This window comes from Duganella zoogloeoides, assembly GCF_034479515.1.
Classification (GTDB): domain Bacteria; phylum Pseudomonadota; class Gammaproteobacteria; order Burkholderiales; family Burkholderiaceae_D; genus Rugamonas; species Rugamonas zoogloeoides.
Genome location: NZ_CP140152.1, coordinates 1,356,951 through 1,380,043, shown reverse-complemented (window position 1 = coordinate 1,380,043; position 23,093 = coordinate 1,356,951). Strand labels below are relative to the sequence as shown.

General features: G+C 63.8%; 13 protein-coding genes. 4 read left to right on the top strand and 9 right to left on the bottom strand.

The annotated features are described in order from the left end of the window. Window positions 1-2: 2 nt before the first annotated feature. From SR858_RS06040 to SR858_RS06025, 4 genes are all read right to left on the bottom strand, one after another. Window positions 3-9,482 carry a YDG domain-containing protein gene (locus SR858_RS06040; protein WP_322534504.1) on the bottom strand — a complete coding sequence of 3,160 codons (9,480 nt, stop codon included), beginning with the start codon at window positions 9,480-9,482 and terminating at the stop codon, window positions 3-5. 29 nt (window positions 9,483-9,511) lie between these two features. Further along, window positions 9,512-11,089 (bottom strand): ShlB/FhaC/HecB family hemolysin secretion/activation protein, encoded by a 1,578-nt coding sequence (locus tag SR858_RS06035; protein ID WP_026637426.1) that lies wholly within the window; start codon window positions 11,087-11,089, stop codon window positions 9,512-9,514. Between the two features lie 115 nt (window positions 11,090-11,204). Next, complete coding sequence (locus tag SR858_RS06030) at window positions 11,205-13,442, bottom strand: CHASE2 domain-containing protein (RefSeq protein WP_019922627.1); 2,238 nt, start codon at window positions 13,440-13,442, stop codon at window positions 11,205-11,207. Further along, complete coding sequence (locus SR858_RS06025; RefSeq protein WP_019922628.1) at window positions 13,442-15,103, bottom strand: HD domain-containing phosphohydrolase; 1,662 nt, start codon at window positions 15,101-15,103, stop codon at window positions 13,442-13,444. The genes SR858_RS06030 and SR858_RS06025 overlap by 1 nt, the downstream gene beginning before the upstream one ends. Window positions 15,104-15,261: 158 nt before the next feature. Here SR858_RS06025 and SR858_RS06020 point away from each other — a divergent pair, with 158 nt between their 5' ends. Next, entirely contained in the window at window positions 15,262-16,158 is an 897-nt protein-coding gene (locus tag SR858_RS06020; RefSeq protein ID WP_019922629.1) for an MBL fold metallo-hydrolase, read from the top strand. A gap of 93 nt (window positions 16,159-16,251) precedes the next feature. On the opposite strand, the gene SR858_RS06015 is transcribed toward SR858_RS06020, so the two are convergent. Next, on the bottom strand, window positions 16,252-16,746 hold the full coding sequence (locus SR858_RS06015; RefSeq protein ID WP_019922630.1) for a hypothetical protein: 495 nt from the start codon (window positions 16,744-16,746) through the stop codon (window positions 16,252-16,254). 258 nt (window positions 16,747-17,004) lie between these two features. Between SR858_RS06015 and ycaO the strand changes: the two genes are divergently transcribed. From ycaO to SR858_RS06000, 3 genes are all read left to right on the top strand, one after another. Then, the gene (gene ycaO, locus SR858_RS06010; RefSeq protein WP_019922631.1) at window positions 17,005-18,720 is read left to right on the top strand and encodes a 30S ribosomal protein S12 methylthiotransferase accessory factor YcaO; all 1,716 of its coding nucleotides are present in this window, start codon (window positions 17,005-17,007) and stop codon (window positions 18,718-18,720) included. 77 nt (window positions 18,721-18,797) lie between these two features. Beyond that, window positions 18,798-19,037, top strand: coding sequence for an antitoxin (locus SR858_RS06005; RefSeq protein ID WP_026637427.1), 240 nt, complete (start codon window positions 18,798-18,800; stop codon window positions 19,035-19,037). After that, a complete protein-coding gene (locus tag SR858_RS06000) occupies window positions 19,037-19,447 on the top strand; it encodes a type II toxin-antitoxin system VapC family toxin (RefSeq protein ID WP_019922633.1) in 411 nt (136 codons plus the stop codon). Before SR858_RS06005 ends, SR858_RS06000 begins: the two co-directional genes overlap by 1 nt. A gap of 12 nt (window positions 19,448-19,459) precedes the next feature. Here SR858_RS06000 and SR858_RS05995 read toward each other — a convergent pair whose 3' ends face one another. From SR858_RS05995 to SR858_RS05980, 4 genes are all read right to left on the bottom strand, one after another. Then, window positions 19,460-19,846, bottom strand: coding sequence for a hypothetical protein (locus tag SR858_RS05995; RefSeq protein WP_019922634.1), 387 nt, complete (start codon window positions 19,844-19,846; stop codon window positions 19,460-19,462). 35 nt (window positions 19,847-19,881) lie between these two features. Further along, a complete protein-coding gene (locus tag SR858_RS05990; RefSeq protein ID WP_019922635.1) occupies window positions 19,882-20,895 on the bottom strand; it encodes an inorganic phosphate transporter in 1,014 nt (337 codons plus the stop codon). Window positions 20,896-20,918: 23 nt separating this feature from the next. Further along, window positions 20,919-21,545, bottom strand: coding sequence for a DUF47 domain-containing protein (locus SR858_RS05985; protein ID WP_019922636.1), 627 nt, complete (start codon window positions 21,543-21,545; stop codon window positions 20,919-20,921). Window positions 21,546-21,639: 94 nt separating this feature from the next. Continuing rightward, window positions 21,640-23,025: a replicative DNA helicase gene (locus tag SR858_RS05980; RefSeq protein WP_019922637.1), complete on the bottom strand. Its 1,386-nt coding sequence runs from the start codon at window positions 23,023-23,025 to the stop codon at window positions 21,640-21,642. Window positions 23,026-23,093: the final 68 nt, after the last annotated feature.

Below are 23,093 nucleotides of genomic sequence, written 5' to 3'. Positions count from 1 at the left end.
ACCTAGTTGCAGAACGACTTCTTGATACCGTTTTTGGATTCATCTGTTGCTTTCTTCGTCGAGTCGTCCAGGGCCAGGTTTGCCAGCAGCGGGCTGCTCACACTGTTGGGCGTACTGATCTGGTTGAGCGGGTTATACGTGTTGGTCAGCGAGGCCACGGCATTGCCAGGGACGGTGACCGCCGATGGCGGCACCACCGGCGTGGTCACCGGCGCGGCCACCATCACGGAAGCTGGCACGATCAACCTGCCATTTGGCGCCAGCAAGGTAACCGGCGCGCCGCGGCTGTTGATGCGCACGGTATCGGCGGCGGTCAGGTCGCCGTTTCTGGCCAGGACATTGATGCCGCCCGTCGCCAGCACATCGAGGGCGGCCGCGCCGGCAAACGTGACGCCGGTGCCGGCCGTGACCGCGACGGTGCGCGCCGCATCGACGCGCGCACCGTCGCCGAAGCTCACGGCCGTGCTGGCGTCAATGGTGACATCGTTGGCGCTGATGGCGCCCTGCACGTTGACCGGGCTGTGCGCGATCAGGGTCACGTTGCCGCTGCCGCTGGTAATGGCATGGCTTTCCATGCCGCCCGTGCTTTCGATGCGCACATCGCCGGCGCCAGTGGCAAGGCTGCCCAGCACCAGCACATCGGGCGCGCTGGTCGTGGTCAAGGCTATGCCGCCGGCGCCGCTATTGCTGGCGCTAAAGCTTTTAAGGCGATTGCCCGCGTCGTTCAACACGGTACCGCTTTGCGATTGCGTTGTCAGGCGATTGGCCACCACCGCACCGCTCTGGCTGATGGCGCCCGTGCTGGCGGTCAAGCTGATGGCATTGGCCGCCAGCGCAGCAAACCGCAGGTCGCCGCTGGCCTGGCTGATGGCCAGGTTGCCGCCCACGTTGATGGCGCCGGCGCTCTGGCTGAAGCTGTTGCTGACCGTGACATTGCCGGAACCTCCGAGCAAACCACCGCTTTGCGCGTAGTTGGCGGCGCTGAAGGCGCCATTGACCAGCAGGCTGCCGCCGGCCAGGTTCAGGCCGCCGCGCGAGGTAAAGCTGTCGAGTACCGTGTCGCCGGCGGCAGCCGTGTACACCACGGTGCCGGTGCTGGCCGCAAAATCGGCTGCCAGCACATTGCTGCCGCTTGGCGCCACGCCTCCTTCCCAGTTGGCGGCGTCGCTCCACAAGCCGCCGCTCGCGCCGATCCAGGTTGACAAGGCGCGTTGCGCGATGCTGGCCTGCGCCACGCCGCTGTTGGTCGTCAAGGTGTAATTGCCGGCATCGCTGCCGGCCAGCTGGAAGCCGCTCACCGCCACGGCTTTGCCGGTACCGAAATTGCGGTCGGCAAAGACGCCGCTACCGCCGGCCAGGCTAACCGCATCCTGGCCGATCACGCCGGCCACCGTGCCGCTGACATTGGCCGCCTGGGTGCCGTCGTACACCTTGTCGCTGGCGCTGATGCTGCTCAGGGTCAGTGCCGCGCGGGCAATGCTGGCCGTGGTCGCGCCACCGGATGCGGCCAGCGTATAGTTACCGGCATCGGTGCCGGACAGGCTGGCATTGCTTACCGTAACCGTCTTGCCGCTGCCGGCATTCTTGTCGGCAAACGCGGCGCTGGCCGAGACGTTCAACACATCGCCCGCGAGTCGGTTGTCCGCAATCGCGACCGTGGCCGTGCTGCCGCCGTCATACACCTTGTCGTTACCGGTATAGCCCAGGGTCAGGGCGCGTTGCGCGATGGTGGCGCTGGTGGCGCCGGTGGTCGCGTCCAGCACGTAGTTGGCGGCATCGGTGCCGGACAGGCTGGCGTTCTGCACCGTTACGACTTTCTTGGCACCGGCGTTCTTGTCGGCGAAGGCGCCAGTGGCCGTTGCTGTCAGTACGTCACCAGTCACGCGGTTGTCGGTCACTGCAACTGTGGCAGCAGTGTTGCCGTCATAGGTTTTGCCGGCGGCCGTGAATCCAAGCGCCAGCGCGCGTTGCGCAATGGTGGCGCTGGTCGCGCCGGTGGTCGAGTCCAATACGTAGTTGGCGGCATCGGTGCCGGACAGGCTGGCGTTCTGCACTCTCACCACTTTATTGCCGCCAGCATTCTTGTCAGCAAATGCGCCGCTGGCCGATGCCGTCAGCACGTCGCCAGCGACGCGGTTGTCAGTCACGGAGACCGTGGCGGCGGTATTGCCGTCGTAGGTTTTGCCCGCTGCCGTAAAGCCCAGCACCAGCGCTCGTTGCGCAATGGTGGCGCTGGCAGTACCGGTGGTCGAGTCCAGCACGTAGTTGGCGGCATCTGCGCCGGACAGGGTGGCGTTCTGCACCGCTACGGTCTTGTTGACGCCCGCGTTCTTGTCGGCAAACGTGCCACTAGCCGTGGCGATCAGCACGTCACCGGCAACGCGGTTATCGGTCACAGCGACCGTGGCGGCAATGTTACCGTCGTAGGTCTTGCCAGCTGCCGTGAAGCCCAGCGCCAGTGCACGTTGCGCAATAGTGGCGCTGGTGGCGCCGGTGGTCGCGTCCAGCACGTAGTTACCGGCATCTGCGCCGGACAGGCTGGCGTTCTGCACCGTCACCAATTTGTTGGCGCCAGCATTCTTGTCAGCAAATGCGCCGCTGGCCGATGCCGTCAGCACGTCGCCAGCGACGCGGTTGTCAGTCACGGAGACCGTGGCGGCGGTATTGCCGTCGTAGGTTTTACCCGCTGCCGTAAAGGCAAGTGCCAGTGCGCGCTGCGTGATAGTGGCGCTGGCAGCACCGGTGGTCGAGGTCAGCACATAGTTGGCGGCATCTGCGCCGGACAGGGTGGCGTTCTGCACCGCTACGGTCTTGTTGACGCCTGCGTTCTTGTCGGCAAACGCGCCACTAGCCGTGGCGGTCAGCACGTCACCGGCAACACGGTTATCGGTCACAGCGACCGTGGCGGCAATGTTACCGTCGTAGGTCTTGCCAGCTGCCGTAAAGCCCAGCGCCAGTGCACGTTGCGCAATAGTGGCGCTGGTGGCACCAGTCGTCGAGTCCAAGACGTAATTAGCGGCATCGGTCCCGGACAGGGTGGCGTTCTGCACCATTACGGTCTTGTTGATGCCTGCGTTCTTGTCCGCGAATGAACCATTGGCTGTTGCTATCAGCACGTCACCAGCAACACGGTTATCGGTCACGGCGACCACGGCAGCGGTGTTGCCGTCGTAGGTTTTACCGGCAGCCGTAAAGCCCAACGCCAGCGCGCGCTGCGCAATGGTGGCGCTGGTGACGCCAGAGGCCGAGCCCAGCACGTAGTTGGCGGCATCCGTGCCGGACAGGCTGGCGTTCTGCACCATCACGACCTTGCCTACGCCCGCGTTCTTGTCGGCAAACGCGCCCGTCGCCGATGCCGTCAGCACGTCGCCAGCGACGCGGTTGTCGGTCACCGACACAGTAGCGGCGGTATTCCCGTCGTAGGTTTTACCCGCTGCCGTGAAGCCCAGCGCCAGCGCTCGTTGCGCAATGGTGGCGCTGGCAACACCGGTGGTCGAGTCCAGCACGTAGTTGGCTGCATCGGTACCGGACAGGCTGGCGTTCTGCACTGTCACCACTTTATTGGCGCCAGCATTCTTGTCGGCAAACGCGCCCGTCGCAGATGCCGTCAGCACGTCGCCAGCGACGCGGTTGTCGGTCACCGACACAGTAGCGGCGGTATTCCCGTCGTAGGTTTTACCCGCTGCCGTGAAGCCCAGCGCCAGCGCTCGTTGCGCAATGGTGGCGCTGGCAACACCGGTGGTCGAGTCCAGCACGTAGTTGGCTGCATCGGTACCGGACAGGCTGGCGTTCTGCACTGTCACCACTTTATTGGCGCCAGCATTCTTGTCAGCAAAAGCGCCAGTCGCCGTTGCTGTCAGCACGTCGCCAGCGACGCGGTTGTCCGTCACCGAGAGCGAGGCGGCGGTATTGCCGTCGTAGGTTTTACCCGCTGCCGTAAAGCCCAGCGCCAGCGCTCGTTGCGCAATGGTGGCGCTGGCAACACCGGTGGTCGAGTCCAGCACGTAGTTGGCTGCATCGGTACCGGACAGGCTGGCGTTCTGCACTGTCACCACTTTATTGGCGCCAGCATTCTTGTCGGCGAAGGCGCCAATGGCCGTTGCTGTCAGCACGTCGCCAGCAACGCGGTTGTCCGTCACCGAGAGCGAGGCGGCGGTATTGCCGTCGTAGGTTTTACCCGCTGCCGTAAAGCCCAGCGCCAGCGCTCGTTGCGCAATGGTGGCGCTGGCAGCACCGGTGGTCGAGTCCAGCACGTAGTTGGCTGCATCGGTACCGGACAGGCTGGCGTTCTGCACTGTCACCACTTTATTGGCGCCAGCATTCTTGTCAGCAAATGCGCCAGTCGCCGTTGCCGTCAGCACGTCGCCAGCCACACGGTTGTCGGTCACGACGAGCGTGGCGGCAGTGTTGCCATCATAGGTCTTGCCGGCGGCCATAAAGCCCAGCGCCAGCGCGCGCTGCGTAATGGTGGCGCTGGTCGCGCCGGTGGTCGAGGTCAGCAAGTAGTTGGCGGCATCGGTACCTGACAGGGTGGCGTTCGCTACCGTTACTACCTTGTTGACGCCTGCGTCCTTGTCGGCAAATGAACCGGTAGCCGTTGCCGTCAGTACGTCACCAGTCACGCGGTTGTCGGTCACCGAAACCGTGGCGGCAGTGTTGCCGTCATAGGTTTTGCCGGCAGCAGTAAAGCCCAGCGCCAATGCGCGCTGCATGATGGTGGCGCTGGTCGCGCCGGTGGTCGAGGCCAGCACGTAGTTGCCAGCATCCGTGCCGGACAAGCTGGCATTTTCCACCGTGACCGCTTTGTTGGCAGCGGCGTTCTTGTCGGCAAAGGCGCCGCTGGCCGTTGCTGTCAGCACGTCGTTCGCGACACGATCGTCAGTAATCGTCAAGGTCGCCGCCGCGTTGCCATCATAGGTCTTATTAACGCCAGCGAAGCCCAGATTGAGCGTGCGCGCCGTGATGGTGGCACTGGTGCTGCCTCCGGTGGCCAACACATAGTTTCCAGCATCGTTGCCAGTGAGATTGCTCTCGGTCACGCTGTAACTGACATCCTTGGCGGCGCCTACGTTCTTGTTGTTGAAACTGCCCAAGAGGCCCGTTAGCCGGACCTGGTCGCTGCCGATCACGCCAGTCAGGTTGCCGCTGATGCTGGCGGTGGTGTTGCCATCGTAGATTTTATTGGCCGCGCTGACATTGCCCAGGGCGAGCGTGGCGCGGGTGATATCGGCCGTGCCGGTGGCGGTATCTGCCAGGCTGTAATTGCCCAGTTCATTACCGGTCAAAATAGTCAGGCCGCTGACCGTGACCGGCTTGCCGGTGCCAGCGTTCTTGTCGAGAAATTGTGCGGCGGTGCCAGCCACGCTCACGTAGTCTCCGCTGACAACGTTGTCCAGGCTTAACGATACATTGGCAAAGCCGAGCTCACCATCGTACACCTTGCTGCCGCCCAGGATTACGCTCAACGCTCGCGGCGTGATGGACACGCTGGCAGCGCCGGCATAGCTGATGTCGTACTGGGTGGACCACAGTCCGCCCAGTGCATAAGTGCCGACATTGCGCGCGTCGCCATACGTGGCCGTGCCGCTGGCGCCCAGGTCGCCGTTGAGCAGCCCGACATAGCTGAGCGGTCCGACGCTGGCCACCTGGCCGTCGTAGACGCGGCTGGAGGCACCGCCGGCGGTTACCTGCAACGGCGTCAGGAAAGCTTTCAACAGCGGCGTGGTATGGCCCTCGTAGATGCGCCAGACGGCATTGTCGCCGAAATTGAAACCGCCGAAACTGCTTTGCTTGCTCATGTCGGCCGTAGTGCGCCCGGTGGAGCCGCCCTGGTCAAAATAAGTGCCGGCAATGTCGTAGTTGAAGAAAGCCGGCCCCACGCCCGCGCCAGGATCGGCGCGCCCGACCACGGCGCCCACGGTCCCGGAGGTGACGTTATTACTCGATACAGTGCCGGAAAAATACAGGCGGCTGGCGCTGCTGCCCGCCACGCTCCAGCCAATCACGCCGCCAAGGTTGCTTGGGTAAATGTCGTAGACCCTGACCATGCCAATGGCGCCGGTCGCATAGGCGTCGCCGATGGTGCCGCCATTGCGTCCGACCAGGCCGCCGACACTGGCCCCGCCATCGACGCTGCCGGTAGCGTACGCTTGCGAGATGGCGCCGTTGTTATTGCCGACCAGGCCGCCCACCTGTTCACCAGGCGCGGTGACCGCGCCCGTGGCGCGCGCCACCGTGATGGTACCGCTGCTGCTATTGCTCCCTACCAGGCCGCCCACGGTCGAATAGCCCGAGTTATACGTAGCATCGAGCCCCGTCACGGCGCCAGTGGCGGTGGCATTGCTGATCGTGCCGCTATTGAAGCCCACCAGGCCGCCGACATTGGTGTTGCCGCTGATGGACATGCTGCTGGTGACGTTGCTGATCGTGCCGCCACCATTGTTGCCCGCCACCGCACCCACATTATTACCGCCGACAACGCTGCCGCCCACCATCGCCAGGTTGCGGATGGTGCCCCCCTGCAGCCTTGCAAACAGGCCGCTGCCGAAATACGGTGAGTTGACGCCGCCGTTGATGGTCAAGCCGCTGATGCTGTGATTGCCGCCATCGAAGATGCCTGCATAAGCCAGGTCGTCGCCAGTGAACATCGGTGCGAAACCGGTGCGCCCATTGCCCCGGTTCCAGTTGGCCGTGCCGCTGGCGTCGATATTGGCTACCAGGCTGTAATGCTTGCTGTGGCTTTGCGTGCCGATCCCTTGCAAGCCGTACACATCGGCGATCTGGTACGGCCTTGCCGCATCGCCATTGCCGCCCTTGACGCGCAAGAAGCTGCCGTTGTTGACATTGAAGCTGTACGCGGAAAACGCGGGCAAGCTGGCGTTGTTCTGTACCCAGTTGCCGCCATCGAGCAGGAAAGCGCCGCCGACGCTGACGATGCCATTGGCGCTGATCACACTGTCCGAGCCGAAGGAACCGGCCGCAACGGTCAGATCCTTCGCGACGGCCACGGCGCCGTTCAGGTTGATATTGCCACCGGTGCGCAATTGCAGCAGGTTGAGGTTATTCGAGTTGCTCAGGTCGAGCGCGCCTTGCAGATTCAGCGCGCCGGTGTAGTTGTCATTGCCGATCGCGATGGTCGATGCGCCGACGGTTTTCAGTTCGCTTTCGGTCAGGCCCAGGCTGTCGATACTGTCCGCGCCGGCGCTGCCGATTTCGATGCTGCCGTTATCGGTGCGGCGGCTCAGGTTGACGGTCCCGGTCCCGGTCCCGGTTCCGGCGCGAATCGATTGGGACGAGCCACCCAGGCTCATGTTATCAGCCGTCAGGCTGACGGCGGCGCCCGCCGACAGACCGCCGCCGTTGCCGACCGTTAGGCTGGCGGCGGTCACGCTGAGTTCGCTGTCGGCCTGGTGCATGGCCAGCTTGTCCGTGGCGACCAGGGCGCCGCCGGTTTCCAGGTTCAGGTACCTGATGCCGTCCACATCCTGCTGATTGACCAGGTTGACCGGCGCGCTGATGGCGATGTTGCCGGAGCTGGCATCGCCGATATTGACGTTGTTGACGGCAACGCGGTTCAGTTCATCGTTGGTCAGGCCCAGCGCAGTCCCCGGCTTGCTGCCCAGGTCGATCTGGCGGCCTTCGCTCAGCTGCTTGATGGTCAGCGTGGCCAGGCCACCGGCGCCGCCGAAATTGAGGCCGCCGGTAAAGCTGATATTGTCGGCCTGCAAGCGCACGGTCTGCCCTTCCGCACCACTGCCCACCAATTGATTGCCGGTGCCGCTCAGTGCGATGCTGCCGCCAGCCCGGTTGCTTTTCAAGCTCAGGCTGCCGTTGCCGACGTTGACCGTGCCGGCACCGAGGATGCTGGCGCCGGACAACGTAACGTCGCCATAATCGGTGATGATGGCCGCGTTCAGGTTGACGCTGCCGCTGGCGCCATACGCCATGCCGCCGGCCGCATCGTTGGCCGACAGGTTGACCGCGCCACCAATGGTGGTGATCGCTGCATTGACGTTGATCGCCTCGCCTGCCTGGGCAGTGAGGCCCGCGCCGCTATTGACCATGTTGATGGCGCTGTTGAAGGTGATGCGGTGCGTCGCCTGCAGGATGACGTTGCTGCCGGCATTCGAAATCGTGCCGGCGCCGATGGAGGCGTTGAGCGGCTCGTCGGCAAACTGGTCAACGCTCTGCAATTGGCCGTTGTAGCCGGCCACGACTTCGATATCGTAGGGATCGAGCAGCCAGTTGCCGCGCTTGCCGCTTCGCGCGCTGGTATCGACGCGGATGCCATCGACCGCCAGGTAACGGCCCGACGTTTCCACCAGGCCGCCATTGCCCGACACCGCGCCGCCGCGCGCCGAAATGCTGCCGAACACGCGCGCAGTCTCGTTGCCCCACATGATGACCTTGCCGCCGTCGCCGTTCTCCAACGCGTCGGCGGCGATGGTGGCATCCTTGCCGACCGCCACCTGGCGCGCGTTGGCAATCGCCGGGTTCTTGCCTTGATAGTCGCCGCCCAGCAGCACCGTGCCGCCACCGAGAGCGCCGCTGGCGTCCACGCTGGCATTGCCCTGCATGCCGACCTGGTCGCCCAGCACGGTAATCTCGCCCCCCTCGCCCACCGCACTGGTGGCGCTGGTGACGCTGCCATTTTCCAGCAGCGTCTTGCCGCTGGCTTTCAACACGATCTTGCCGTTCTCGCCTACCACTGCGCTGTTGGCGTTGAGTACGCCACGCTGGCTCAGCAGCGCGCCGGCCATGCCGATACGCCCGCCCTGCGCCACCACCTGGCCGATGTTGATGGCCTGGTCGGCGGGCGCGGACAGCACCACGCGCAAGTCCGGGTTGGCGGCGTCGGCCAGTTGCACGCTGTGGCCGGCGGCCAGCAGCACGTCGCCGTTCGGCGCCGTGAGGATGCCGCTGTTTTCCACGTTCGGCGCGATCAGCAGGATTTGCCCGCCGCTGCCGACGTTGATGGCGCCCTGGTTGATGACGGCGCCGGCCGTGTCGCCAGCCTTGAAGCTCATCTTGCCGGCCAGGAAGTCCTGGTTCGACAACGCCAGGCTGGAGGCCACCAGCCCCGCCACATCGACGCGCGCATCGCGGCCGAACAGCACGCCGTTCGGATTGATCAGGAATACTTTACCGTTCGACTGCAGGGATCCGAGGATCTTGCTGGGGTCTTGGCCGGTGATGCGGTTCAATACGCTGCTGCCGGCGTTTCGCTGGACAAAGCGCGTGATCTCACCGGCATTCACGGAAAAACTTTGCCAGTTGATGATGGTATTGGGCGTATTGGTGATGGTAAACAGGTTGCCCTGCTGGTTGAACGTGGCCTGGCCATGCACCACTTGCGGCGCGACCGGATTGGCATGGGCGGCATTGAAACAGGCGGCGATCAGCAGCGCCAGCGCGGTACGGCGCAGCGGCGGCTCGAAGGGGTGGCCGGCGGGCACGGTGCGCAATGGTTTTTGTTTGGTCATGATGTTTTATCCTTGGTACCTTGAGTGCCCTAGTACGAGAGCGCAACCCGGAAATGCAGGCGATTGGCGTCGCGGCGCCCGGTCTGGCCCGGGTTGACGACATGGGCATAATCGAGCTGCACATTGGCGTAGCGGCTGAGCAGCATGCGCAGGCCCAGCCCGGCCGAGCCGATCGCCATGCTGTCGATTTCGCCAGGCAGGACGTGATTGCGGCGCACCCAGCCGGTGTCGTAGAAGGCCAGCGCGCGGCACTGGTAGCCGCCATTGCCGCACCAGTTGGGCGCATACAGTTCCAGGTTCAGGTTGGCGCCGCTGTCGTTGGCCACTTCGCGTTCGAGAAAGCCGCGCACCGAGGCGCCGCCGCCCACGCCGAACTGCTCGCCCGGCACCAGCGCATCGGGCGTGTACTGGCCGTTGAACAGCGCGCGCCATTGCCAGTCGCTGCCCAGCACCTGGCTATAACTGCCGCTCAGACGCAAGGCGCTGTAGCCGGCTTTGGCGCCCACGCGCGCCAGGGTAAAGTCGCGCTGGCTGCCGTTCTTGCCGCCGGCAATATTGCGCGCGAGGGTCACGCCCACGCTGGCCTCGCCGTCCGGCAAACGCCAGGCGCCGATGTAGGCGATGCTGACGGGACGCACCGTCACATCCGTACCCAGCTCGGTGCCGAAGAATTGCAGGCTGTTGCGGTAAGCCTTGAAGTCCAGTCCATAGACCAGTTTGGGTTCATAGTTGTCGCGCTTGCCGAAGTTCTGGTTGTAGCGTGCGCCGGCGGTGGTGCCGCGGCCACTGACGGCCAGATCGACGATGCCGGCCGACACCGTGCCCGAATCAACGTTCGAGTAACTGGCAAAAAAGTCCAGCGAGTCGCCCAGCGCGTACAACGGCACGTGGTAACCCACGCCATAGACGCCGATCTGGCTGCCATGTTCGAGCGAGGTGGTGTACTGCACGCTGGCCACGTGATCGCGGCCCCACAGGTTGGCATGTTGCAGCACCACGCCGGCATGGGTCTTGCCGGACGCGTCGCTGCCGGTATTGTCGAGGTTGAGCGTGGCCTTCCAGGGACGTTCATCGACCACCGTGATACCGGCATCGACCTTGTCCTCGGCCTCGCCGCCGGCCAGCCGCACTTCCAGCTTGCGGGCCGGGTTTTCGTTGGCCAGCTTCAGGCTCAGGCCCAGCGCCGGCATGTTCGGCGTCTGGCCTTCGACCAGGGCGGGCAGTGCGCGCCGCACATTGGCGTCGTCCACGTACTGGTTGCCGGAAACGGTTACCTTGCCCACCTGCGTTTGCAGCACGTTCAGGCGCACCGCACCGTGGTCGAGCTCCTGTTCCGGCAGGCTGACCAGCACCAGCGTATAGCCGCGCGCGCGGTAGGCGTTTTCCAGCGCTTCGACCGCCCGCTGGATATCGCCAAAATCGCGCTGCTGGCCGGCAAACGGCGCCACCAGCGCTTGCACCAGTTGCTCACCGAGCAAGGTATCGCCGCTGACCTCGTAACGGGCGATATTGAAACGGGGCGTGTCGATGGGGGTGTCGGCCATTGAATATGACGCGCACAGCAACAGCGCGGAACCTGCAAGCAGGCGCACCAGGCGATCGTTCATGTGTGAGAGTTCTTGTGAGTGCATGGCCAGCCAGGCGCGGCTGGACATCAATTGATTGAAAGCAAATTTTAGACGGAATGTGGTTTCCAGTCAGCAATTTCCATGCCGATGGTGGTTATTTCGTCTCGAATGTGGTCACGCCGTCCCAATCCGCGCCAGGCGGCGTGGCGCGATACTGGTGCAGTCGCGCGCCGTACAGCCGGCGCAGCCCATCGTCTGGCAATGCCAGCAGGATGGCCTCGGCGCCATCCCAGTCGCGCGCGCGCAACAGTTCCAGCACGCGCGACCAGTCGGCCAGCAGCGCCAGTTCGGCGGCATCGGCGTCGGCCAGCAGGCCGCGCGGCTCGAAAATGGCCACCGGTTCGGTCTTGCCCTTGACCCGTACGCGGTCCAGTTCCCGGTACGCGAACTGCGGCGCCTGCGCCCGCGTAAATTCGCTCACCGCAATGCCCACGCCATATACCTTGGTGATGCCTTCCAGCCGCGCGCCCAGGTTGACGGCGTCGCCCATCACGGTATAGGCGCGGCGGATGCGCGAGCCCATGTCGCCCACGTGCATCAAGCCGCTATTGAGGCCGATGCCGATTTGCAGCGGCGGCCAGCCGCGCGCCTGGAATTGCTGGTTCAGGCGCGCCGCGCTCTGCTGCATCAGCAGGGCGCTCGATACCGCGCGCACCGCATGATCGGCAAACGCCACCGGTGCGCCCCAGAACGCCATCACGGCGTCGCCGATATATTTGTCGAGCGTGCCGCCATGGCTGTCGCGGATATCTTCGGACATGGCGGTCAGGTATAGGTTGATGTATTCGCGCAGCTCCTGCGGCGTCATCTGTTCCGAAATGGCGGTGAAGCCGCGCACGTCGGCAAACAGCACCGTCAGTTCGCGGCTTTCGCCATCCATGCTGTAGCGGTCGGGATTGTCGGCCATCTGCGCCACCAGTTCCGGCGCCACGTACTGGCCAAAGCGCGACACCAGCGCCCGGCCCTTGCGCACCTCGAAGAAATAGCCCCAGGCCAGGTTGGCGACGAACAGCGCCGCGATCAGGAGCAGCAGCACGGCGCTGTCGAGGACCGCGTCGGCACCGTGATACAACCACCAGTTGACGCCCAGGGCGCCGGCCAGCGCGCCGACGGCCAGCAGCACCGCCATTGCCGGCGTGGCCAGCGCCAGCGCGCCGCCCAGCAGCAAGCCCACCAGCACCACCTGGCCGAATTCGATGGCCAGGGCGTAATCGGGGCGCGACTTGAAATGGCCGTCGAGGATGGATTTGATCAGGTTGGCGTGCACTTCCACACCGGGAAACTCGGCGTTGACGGGGGTGGCCCGGATATCGTTGAGGCCGGCAGCAGTGGTGCCCACCAGCACGATGGCGCCGCGCAGCACGTCCGCCGGCACTGCGCCCATCAGCACATCGGCCGCCGACACGTAACGGAAGGCGCCGCCGTCGGGGCCGCCCTTGCCGCGAAATTCGATGGTGGTGGTCAAGGCTTCGCCGACCGGTATCGCCAGTTGCCCGCGCGGTGTAAACATGGCGATGCGGTCGAGGCCACCATGCTCGCGCTCGGCCTCCGACATCTGGTCCAGGGTCTGGCTGAACACCGGCGCAATCGCGCGCGCTTTCAGGTACACGCTGGCGGTGGCCAGCGACAGCGACGGATAATAGCCGTCGCCGATGCGCTGCAGCAGGGTCGATGAACGCAGCACGCCGTCGCTGTCGGTCAGTGCCGTGAAAATGCCGGCGCCCTGCGCCGCCTGCTGCAACTGGGCCAGGTTGGACTCGTAGCCGGGTGCGGCAAACGCGGTCACGGTGCGGCCGTTCAGGTCGGCCAGCGTAAACGCCGGCTTGGGCAACACGCCCTTCTTTTGCCGGTCCGACACACTGTAGCCGAGCACCACCGGCTGGCCGCGCATCGCCGCGGCAAACAGCGCGTCGTAATCCATTTGCGGCTTTAGACGTTCGAGCTGGCTGCGCAGGCCCGGCACGCCGGCCAGTTCGCCACTGGCCAGGCTGGCCAGCACGCCGTAGCCGGAACTGGTGTCGGCTTCGGGGAACGAGATATCGAAGCCTACGGCGGCCACGCCGTAGTGGCCGGTCAGCTGGGTAACCAGGCGCGCCTGCACGTCGCGGCCCCAGGGAAAACGGCCGATCTGGTTCAGGCTTTTTTCATCGATATCGACGATCACGATGCGCGGATCGAGCTGCGGCGTCTCGACGCGCATGCGCATGTCGCCCAGCATGGCGTCGAGCCGGCCGATGGTGTCGCCACCGAGGATGCCGATGCTGGCGCACGCGGCCACCAGCGTCAACAACGCGCCCAGCAGCAGCCGCGCGCCATGCCGGGACCAGCGCATCAGGGCACGTAGCCGGGAATGCGCGACTCGTCGATGACGTCGATCTGGCGCGGGTCCATGTGCTGCTGCGCGAACTCGCTGTACACCTTGCTGCGGATGAAGATGTCGAACAGTTGCGGATCGATGTGGCCGTTGAGCGCGAACTTGCCGAGGATGTCGAGCGACTCCGACAGCATCTTGCCCTTCTTGTAGGGCCGGTCGCAGGCAGTCAACGCCTCGAAGATGTCGGCGATCGCCATCAGCCGTGCCTGCACCGACATCTGCTCGCCGCGCAAGCCACGCGGGTAACCCTTGCCGTCCATCCGTTCGTGGTGGCCGCCCGCGTACTCGGGCACGTTGCGCAGGTGGCGCGGCCACGGCAGCGATTCGAGCATGCGCACCGTGACCGAGATATGGTTGTTGATGATCTTGCGCTCGTCGGCGGTCAGCGTGCCGTACTGGATCGACAGGTTGAGCACCTCGTCGGCGTCGAGGAACTGGCGCGCTGCGCCGTCCATGTCGGTCCACGCGCGCGCGCCGATGTCGCGCACGCGCTGCTGGTCGGCCGCGGCCATGCCCTCGCCGCCCACGTTGGCCGTGCGCAGGAACGCGCGTTCAGCACGCAGCGCTTGCTGCTGCGCCGCCAGCGCCGCGTCGATGTCGGCCAGCGCCGCCGGGGTGGCGGCGCCATCGGTCGCCAGCGCCAGCTTCTGTTCCAGCGCGGCGATCTTGGCATCGCGCTCGAGCACCTCGTAGCGCGTATCGACCAGCGCGATGCGGTCGAAGATGGTTTCCAGCTTGGTGGCCTTGTCCACCACGTGGACCGGCGTGGTGATCTTGCCGCAGTCGTGCAGCAGGCCGGCCATCCACAACTCCTTGCGGTCGGCGTCGGTCATGCGGAAGTCGGCCAGCGGCCCGGTCTCGGTGGCGTGCACCGCCTCGGCCAGGCGCATGGTCAGCTCGGGCACGAACTGGCAGTGGCGGCCCGTGTACGGCGATTTTTCGTCGATGCCGATGTTGATCAGGTTGACCAGAGATTCGAGCAGTTCTTCGAGCTGGGCGATCAGGCGCTGGTGGGTCAGCGCCGCCGCCGCCTGGGCCGCCAGCGCCTCGATGAAGCGCTGGTCGGTCTGGTTGAAGGCGATGATGGTGGAGCCTGGATCCGCCTCGGATTGCGGCGCGCGCGCATTGACCAGTTGCAGCACACCGGTCAGCTCCCCCTCGTGATCGCGCATCGGCACGGTCAGGATCGACTTCGAATGGTACTGGCGCTGGCGGTCGAAATCGAGCATGCCCGAGAAATTGAAACCCTCGGCCTGCGGCTGGTACACATCGGCCACGTTGACCGACTCGCCCGAGTGCGCCGCATACGCGGCCACGGCCGACAGGTTGGGCGCGCCATTGGCGTCGAACAGCGGGATCGCCGGTGCGCGGATCGGTTCGCCGCCAGGGCCGCCCTGGTGGATGGCCAGGGTGTCATTGATCAGGATGTGAAAATCGAGCGCGCGGCGGTCGGCGCTGGGACGATACAGGGTGCCGCCATCGGCATTGGTCATGCGCTTGGCGACCTGCAGGATGTGCTCGAGCAGGATGTCGGTATCGTGTGACTTGCCGAGCGCAACGCTCAGTTCGGTCAACAGGTCGAGGCGCTGGGAGATTTGGGAGGGGGTTAACTCTTGCATGGCGAAAGTGTATCCTCAGTGCAAGTTTGTGTACATGACAGATTTCCCGCTTACATAATTTGAACACAGCTTGTTGTGTTTTTACCCTGCCTGGCGGAAATAAAGCTATCATCGCCCGGAAAAACGACTTTAAAAATGGCACAACACCAGGGGCACGCATGAAATTCACATTCTGGGGAGTGCGTGGTTCGATTCCCTCACCCGGCCCGCGCACCATACGCTACGGCGGCAACACCACCTGCATCGAAGTTCGCACCGACAACGACACCCTGCTGATCCTGGACGCCGGCACCGGCCTGTTTCCGCTGGCGCAATCGCTGCTGCAACACAAGACCGGCGACATCCACGCCAACATCTTCATCACCCACAGCCACTGGGACCACATCCACGGCCTGCCTTTTTTTACGCCGCTGTTCGTGCGCGGCAGCCGCGTGCGCCTGCACGGCGTGACCGACCCCGACACCGGCCATGGCATCGAGCACGTGATGAACGTGCAGCTGCAAAACAGCTACTTCCCGGTCAGCGAAACCCAAATGAGCGCCACCATCGAGTACCAGTCGCTGGTCGCGGGCGTCCCCATCACGGTGGGCGACGCCGCCATCTCGAACGTGGTCATGAACCACCCGGTGATCAACCTCGGCTACCGCATCGACTGCCACGGCAAGTCGGTGTTCTTCACCGGCGACCACGAACCTTTTTACAACCCCCATCCCGCAGACCACCCCGAGCACGCGGCAGCCGAACAGCGAGTACGCGCGCGCACCGAGGCCATCGACCGCCTGGTCGCTGGCCTCGATGCCTTGATCGTCGATTGTTCCTACACGAGGGAAGAGTACCCGGCCAAGCAGGGCTGGGGCCACGGCACCTTCGATGAGGCGGTGGAGTTAGCCTTGCGCTGCGGCGCGAAGGCGCTGTACTGCACCCACCACGAGCCGACTCGCAGCGATGACGAACTGGAAGCGGTATTTGCAGAGGTGATGGCGCGCCACGCGGGGCGGCTGGGGGGATTGACGGTAAAGTTGGCTTACGAGGGGCTGCAGGTGGTGCTGGACTGAGCCGGCACCACTGCTAAATACGACCGGGCCGGTGCCGGGCCGCCGCGGCCCCGGGATCACGGAATATACCCGGCGCAGCGATGCGGGGTCGGATCAGGCGGCAGCAGCGAGCGCCGCGCCACGCGGCAGCGAGCGGCGGTCGGCCAGTGCACGCAGGCGCGCCACGGCAGCCTGCAAGTTGAACGATTTGCCTGCGCGCAGGGCCGACACCATCTGGGTGGCGATGCGCAGCGCCGGCGCGGCAGCGTTCTTGGCGGTGGCGCCGTAAGGCAGCACCAGGCGGTAACGGCCTCGAGTGCGCGGCACCACGCCGACAAAACCGACCGACACTTCATTGAGTGCCAGGCGGCGCAATTCCATTGCGACCTGCTGCACCACGCGCACGATTTGCGGCACGCCTTCGGCACGCAGGCCGACCATGGCGGCCTGGTTGCGCACGCCCGGCAGCAGTGCCAGCAAACGCTGGTCGAGCGAAGCCATGGCGACCGGGTTGGCAGGTGCGTCGTCAACTTCGAGAATACTGAGAAGGCATGGCTGGGTGGAGTAGCGATTGTCGCTGTCCATGTAACGCTGATCGATGATTTTCATGTTCTGCTTTGCTGTTTGAATCCAGCCCGTATTGTGCCCGCCGGGGCGCACTTCGGTAAGCAGCCAAAAGAGTATTCTTACGTAGGAGCTATCCCACATTTAAGCCCTGCGTAATCGAGCGGTGGTACCCGGGACAGGGCCGCTTTGGTGATGGCGCGTTGCAGCATATTGTAACCCGACCCGGGCGACAAGGCATGCACGCATTGGGGTATGCTGGCACCAAGCCCTGCCCCACTTCCCCTTTACCGAGAGCCTTCGATGAATACCGAAACCTTTATCCCGGGTAAAGACCTTGCCCTCGAGACGACCATCGCCAACGTGCAGACCAGGCTGGCTGCGCGCGGCTTCCTGCTCGACGAACTGGCTGCGCATCAGTCCGTTAACGGCGTGTGGTCGCTGCGCCTGCAGGACCGCGACTGCCCGCTGCTGTACGCCAACGGCAAGGGCGCCACCGAACTGGCTGCACGCGCCAGCGCCTGGGGCGAATTCGCCGAACGCCTGAGCACGCATTATTTCTGGACCCACTATCACCTGGGCGCCGACCGCGCCAGCGCACCGGTGGTGCACCATCCGCGCGAAAAATGGTTCGCACCGGCCACCGATGGCAGCTGGCCGGCAGACGTGCTCAACCCGGAGCTGCATGCGCTCTATAACCCGCAAGGCGACATTCCCGCCAGCGCGCTCATCGACATCAATTCCGGCAACAGCGCGCGCGGCATCTGCGCCCTGCCCTACACGCGCCTGCGCGATGGCGCCACCACGTATATCCCGGTCAACATCATCGGCAATCTGTACGTGAGCAACGGCATGGCGTCAGGTAACACTCTCAACGAAGCGCGCGCCCAGGCCCTGGCCGAAATTTTCGAGCACGCCATCCAGTACCGCATCATCGCCGAAGGCCTGTGCCTGCCGGACGTGCCGGACGACGTGATTGCCCGCTTCCCGCGCCTGCGCGCCAGCATCGAAGCGCTGCGCGCAGCCGGCTTTGGCGTGCTGGTCAAGGATGCTTCGCTGGGCGGCAAGTACCCGGTCATGAACGTCACCCTGGTCAATTCCGCCGACCAGGGCGTGCTGTCCTCCTATGGCGCCCATCCGCGCCTGGAGATCGCGCTCGAGCGCGCACTGACCGAACTGCTGCAAGGGCGCCCGCTGGAGTCGCTGGCCGGCTTGCCCGAACCGGGTTTCGACATGACTGAAATTAACGCGGTGACCAACCTCGAGATCCACTTCGTCGACTCGAGCGGCGTGATCAGCTGGGACTTCTTCAGCGATACCTCCGACTACCCGTTCGTCGACTGGAACTTCAGCACCACCACCACCGGCGACTACCAGTGGCTGGTCGATGCCCTGCACGCCGAAGGCAAGGATATTTACGTGGCCGATTTCGACGAGCAAGGCATCTACAGCTGCCGCATCCTGGTGCCGGGATTTTCCGAAATCTATCCGCTCGACGACCTCGAGTGGGAGAACAACAGCGCCGGCAATACGCTGCGTCCGCTGCTGGCGCGCCTGCACGAGCTCTCGGTGCAGGAATGCACGTCATTGCTGGCCGCGCTGCAAACATCTCATCTCAACGACGAGCGGCCGGTGTGGGAAATCCTGGGCCTGGCGGTGCCAGCCGGCACGCCCTGGAAGCAGCTGCGCCTCGGCGAACTGAAAACCCTGCTGGCGCTGGTGGTCGGCGACGAAGAAGCGGTGCTGGAAGGCTGCGACTGGATCCGCCACTACCGCGACCTGCCCGCGCCGCGCCTGCTGGTGTACCGCTGCATCGAAACCATCGTCAAGCTCGATGAACCGGACAACTACCGCCACGCGCTCGCACTGCTGTACGGCGCCCCCACGCTGGAACTGGCCGAAGCGCTGCTCGACGGCTCCGAACGCTTCTTCGGCCTCGACGCCCTGGGCCCCAACTTCGAAGGCAGCGCGCTGCACCAGAGTTTGCTGGCGGCGTACGACAAGTTGTTTGTGGTATGAGCGATTGAACTTATCGGCGCAGGCCGTGTCCAATCATGATTGAAGGCGTGATGGATCGGATCAACAGGGAGCCGCAAATGCACAGTAGCAAAGCATTCAAAACGGGCAATTCTCAAGCTATCAAAATACCAGCAGAGCTCGCCTATAAAAACACCGAACTCGATCTGGAAATCGAAAAGATTGGCGAGGAACTGCGTATCCGGCCAGCGCCAAAAAAATCGCTGGACGGCGTATTACGCAAGTTTGCCCGCTTCTCCCCCGACTTTCTTGCCGAAGGACGTGGTTCGCAGCAGCAGGAAGATCGCGAGAAACTCTGATGCTCCAGTCCATGCTGGACACCAATATCTGCATTTACCTGATGAAAAATCAGCCGCCGACAGTTGCACGCCGCTTTGCGCAATGTCGTGTCGGCGATGTGATGATTTCGGCCATCACTTACGCCGAGCTGGAATTCGGTGTCTTGGTCAGCAGCGACCGCGTACGTCAGCGCCGACATTTGAACAACCTGATCAAGTCCATTCCTGTGGCGCCTTTCGATGTCCGCGCCGCCGCTGCCTATGGCCCAATACGTCACGCCACGCAGGAGCGCAAACGCGATCAGCTCGACAAGCTGATCGCGGCCCATGCGTTGTCGCTGCAAATTATTTTAGTGACCAATAACGTCCGTGATTTCGTTGCCTATCCTGGGATACAGATCGAGAATTGGCTGGATGAGCCAGCCCCATAGAAGACCGGAAGGCTACGGCAGGGCATCCACCAACAACTCCGGCTGTAACGCCCTGATCCGCAACTCGGTAAAGTACCCGCCCGCCTCGTTGTAGCGCAGGTAGTGCCGGCCGCAGTCGCGGCAGCGGGCTACCTGGCTGATGTTGCAGGGATAGTAGCGCGGCGCGATCGGGGCGTCCGGGCTGTCGTAGCGGGTGCCGTGCGGGTGGCATTCGGCAAACGCCGGTTCGTCGTACGGATCGTCCACCAGCGTGCCCACCTCATCGAATCGGTCCAGCTCGAGGGTCATCGGCAGCGCTTGCCAGGCTGCCAGCGGCACCTGGTTGCAGGTGCAGTCGCCGGTGACCGCTTGGGAAACCAACGCCAGCTCCAGCAACTGCTTGAATTCAATTTTTGGCATGATGAAAAAAGGGAGCCGCAGCTCCCTTTATAGATTTACAGAATGTGACGTCCAGCCCACCAGGCAATCGCCGCCACGAACGCCGATGCCGGAATCGTGAAGATCCAGGCCCAGACGATGTTGCCGGCCACGCCCCAGCGCACGGCAGACATCTTCTGCGAGGCGCCCACGCCGACGATGGCGCCGGTGATGGTGTGGGTGGTGGAGACCGGCACGCCCAGTGCCGTGGCCACGAACAGGGTGACAGCACCGCCCGATTCGGCGCAGAAGCCGCCCACCGGCTTGAGCTTGGTGATCTTCTGGCCCATGGTCTTGACGATGCGCCAGCCGCCGAACAGCGTGCCGAACGAGATCGCCGTGTAGCAGGAGATGATCACCCACAGCGGCGGCTCGGCGTCGCCGGCCTGCGAGTAGCCGGCGGCAATCAGCAGCATCCAGATGATGCCGATGGTCTTTTGCGCGTCATTGCCGCCGTGGCCCAGGCTGTACGATGCAGCGGACACCAGTTGCAGGCGGCGGAACCATTTATCGACCCGGCGCGGCGTGGACCGCACGAAAATCCACGACACGATCAGCATCATGATCGAGCCGAAGATAAAGCCCATCACGGGTGCGAGCACAATGAAGGCGACGATCTTGATCAGTCCGGCGGACACCAGCGCGCCGGTACCGCTCTTGGCCACTGCCGCACCCACCAGCCCGCCGATCAGCGCGTGCGACGACGACGACGGAATGCCGTAGTACCAGGTGACCACGTTCCAGACAATGGCGCCGACCAGCGCGCCGAAGATCACGTACTGGTCCACCACGTTGGGGTCGATGGTGCCCTTGCCGACCGTGGCCGCCACCGTCAGCTGGTGGAACACGAAGATGGCAATGAAGTTGAAGAAGGCAGCCATGGCCACGGCCGTTTGCGGTTTCAGCACGCCGGTGGAGACCACCGTGGCGATCGCGTTGGCGGCGTCATGGAAGCCGTTCATGAAGTCAAACACCAGTGCCAGGGCAATCAAAACGCCCAGCACCCAGATGCTGATTTGGATGGAATTCATCTGTTATTCTTTTTCTGTTGAGCTTACGCGTTTTCGACGATGATGCCTTCGATGATGTTGGCCACATCTTCGCAACGGTCGGTCACGGTTTCCAGGATCTCGTAGATGGCTTTCATCTTGATCAGGTTGCGCACATCGGGTTCGTCGCGGAACAGCTTGGACATGGCAGCGCGCATCACGTGGTCGGCGTCCGATTCCAGGCGGTCGATTTCTTCGCAGATGGCGACGATTTCGCGCGAGTTGTCCATGTTATGCAGCAGGGCCACGGCCGCCTGGACCTTCTCGGTACAGGCCAGCACCAGTTCGGCCAGACGCTGGGCTTCCGGGGTGACCGAATGCAGGTCGTACAGCGAGACGGTCTGGGCCGCGTCTTCCAGCAGGTCGAGGATGTCGTCCTGGCGGGTGATCAGCTTGTGGATGTCGTCGCGGTCGATCGGGGTGATGAAGGTTTTGTGCAGCAAGTCCACGGTTTGATAGGTGATCTTGTCGGCCTGCTTTTCGATGCTTTCGATCGCGTGGACGCGATTTTCCAGGTCGTCGAAGTTGGACATCAGGCCCAGCATTTCTTTTGCACCTTTGACGCACAGGTCGGCGTGTTGGTTAAACAGGTCAAAAAATTTGCCCTCGGTGGGCATCAAGCGTCCAAACATGTCTTTCTCCGATCAATGATTCGTCATTACTACAGGTTGCCGGCCCGGGGTACAGGCGCGGCGTAAAGAAGCGTCGTTCTGGGTCTTCCCGGGCTTAATCGCCCTGGTAGAGCGCCAGGTTACCGACGTAATTGCCAAACTTGGTATATTGGCCGATCCAGGTAAGCCGTACCGAGCCGATCGGGCCGTTACGCTGCTTACCGATAATGATTTCGGCCGTTCCTTTATCCGGCGAGTCGGGGTTGTACACCTCGTCGCGGTACAGGAAAATGATCACGTCCGCATCCTGTTCGATAGCGCCCGATTCGCGCAAGTCGGACATGATGGGGCGTTTGTTGGGGCGTTGTTCCAGCGAGCGGTTCAGCTGCGACAGCGCGATCACCGGGCAGCCGAGTTCCTTGGCCAGCCCCTTGAGCGAGCGCGAGATCTCGGAAATTTCAGCGGTACGGTTGTCGCCCTGCTTGGAACCCTGCATCAGCTGCAGGTAGTCGACGATGATGAGGCCGAGCTTGCCGCACTGGCGCGCCAGGCGGCGCGCGCGGGCGCGCATCTCGATCGGGTTCAGCGCCGGGGTTTCGTCGATGAACAACTGGGCGTCGTTCATCTTTTGAATGGCATGCGTCAGGCGCGGCCAGTCTTCGTCGTTGAGGCGGCCGGTACGCAGGCGGTGCTGGTCGAGCTGGCCGACTGAACCGAGCATACGCATGGCCAGCTGGGCGCCGCCCATCTCCATCGAGAAGATTGCCACCGGCAAGCCGGCTTCGATCGCGACGTTCTCGCCGATGTTGACCGAAAACGCGGTTTTACCCATCGACGGACGACCGGCCACGATGACCAGGTCGCCGCCCTGCAGGCCCGATGTCATGCGGTCGAGGTCGATAAAGCCGGTGGGCACGCCGGTAATCTCGGACTGGTTGTCGCGCGAATACAGTTCGTCGATGCGCTCGACCACCTGCGTGAGCAGCGGCTGCACTGCGAGCCAGCCGGCGGCGCCGCGCGCGCCCTGCTCGGCAATGGCGAAAATCTTCGATTCGGCCTCGTCGAGCATCTGCTTGACTTCCTTGCCTTGCGGGCTGAACGCCTGGCCCGAAATTTCGTCGGCCACGGTGATCAGCTGGCGCAGGATCGAGCGATCGCGCACGATCTCGGCATAGCGGCGGATATTCGCTGCCGATGGCGTGTTTTGCGCCATCGCGTTCAGGTACATCAGGCCGCCAACGTCGTCGGCCTTGCCCAGTTGCGTCAGCGTTTCGAATACGGTGATCACGTCGGCCGGCTTGGACGCGTTGATCATCTTGACGATCTGTTCGAAGATGATGCGATGATCGTAACGGTAGAAATCGTCCGGGTTCATCATGTCGGCGATACGGTCGAACGCGGCGTTATCGCGCAGCAGGCCGCCAATGACGGACTGTTCTGCTTCGATGGAATGCGGCGGGACGCGGAGCGAATCGACTTGCGGATCGGAGGGGGCGTTCATGGCGCGAATTATACCTGCTTAGGCAGTGCAACAAAAAAAACGGGGCGAAAAAAAGCCGGGCGAACCCG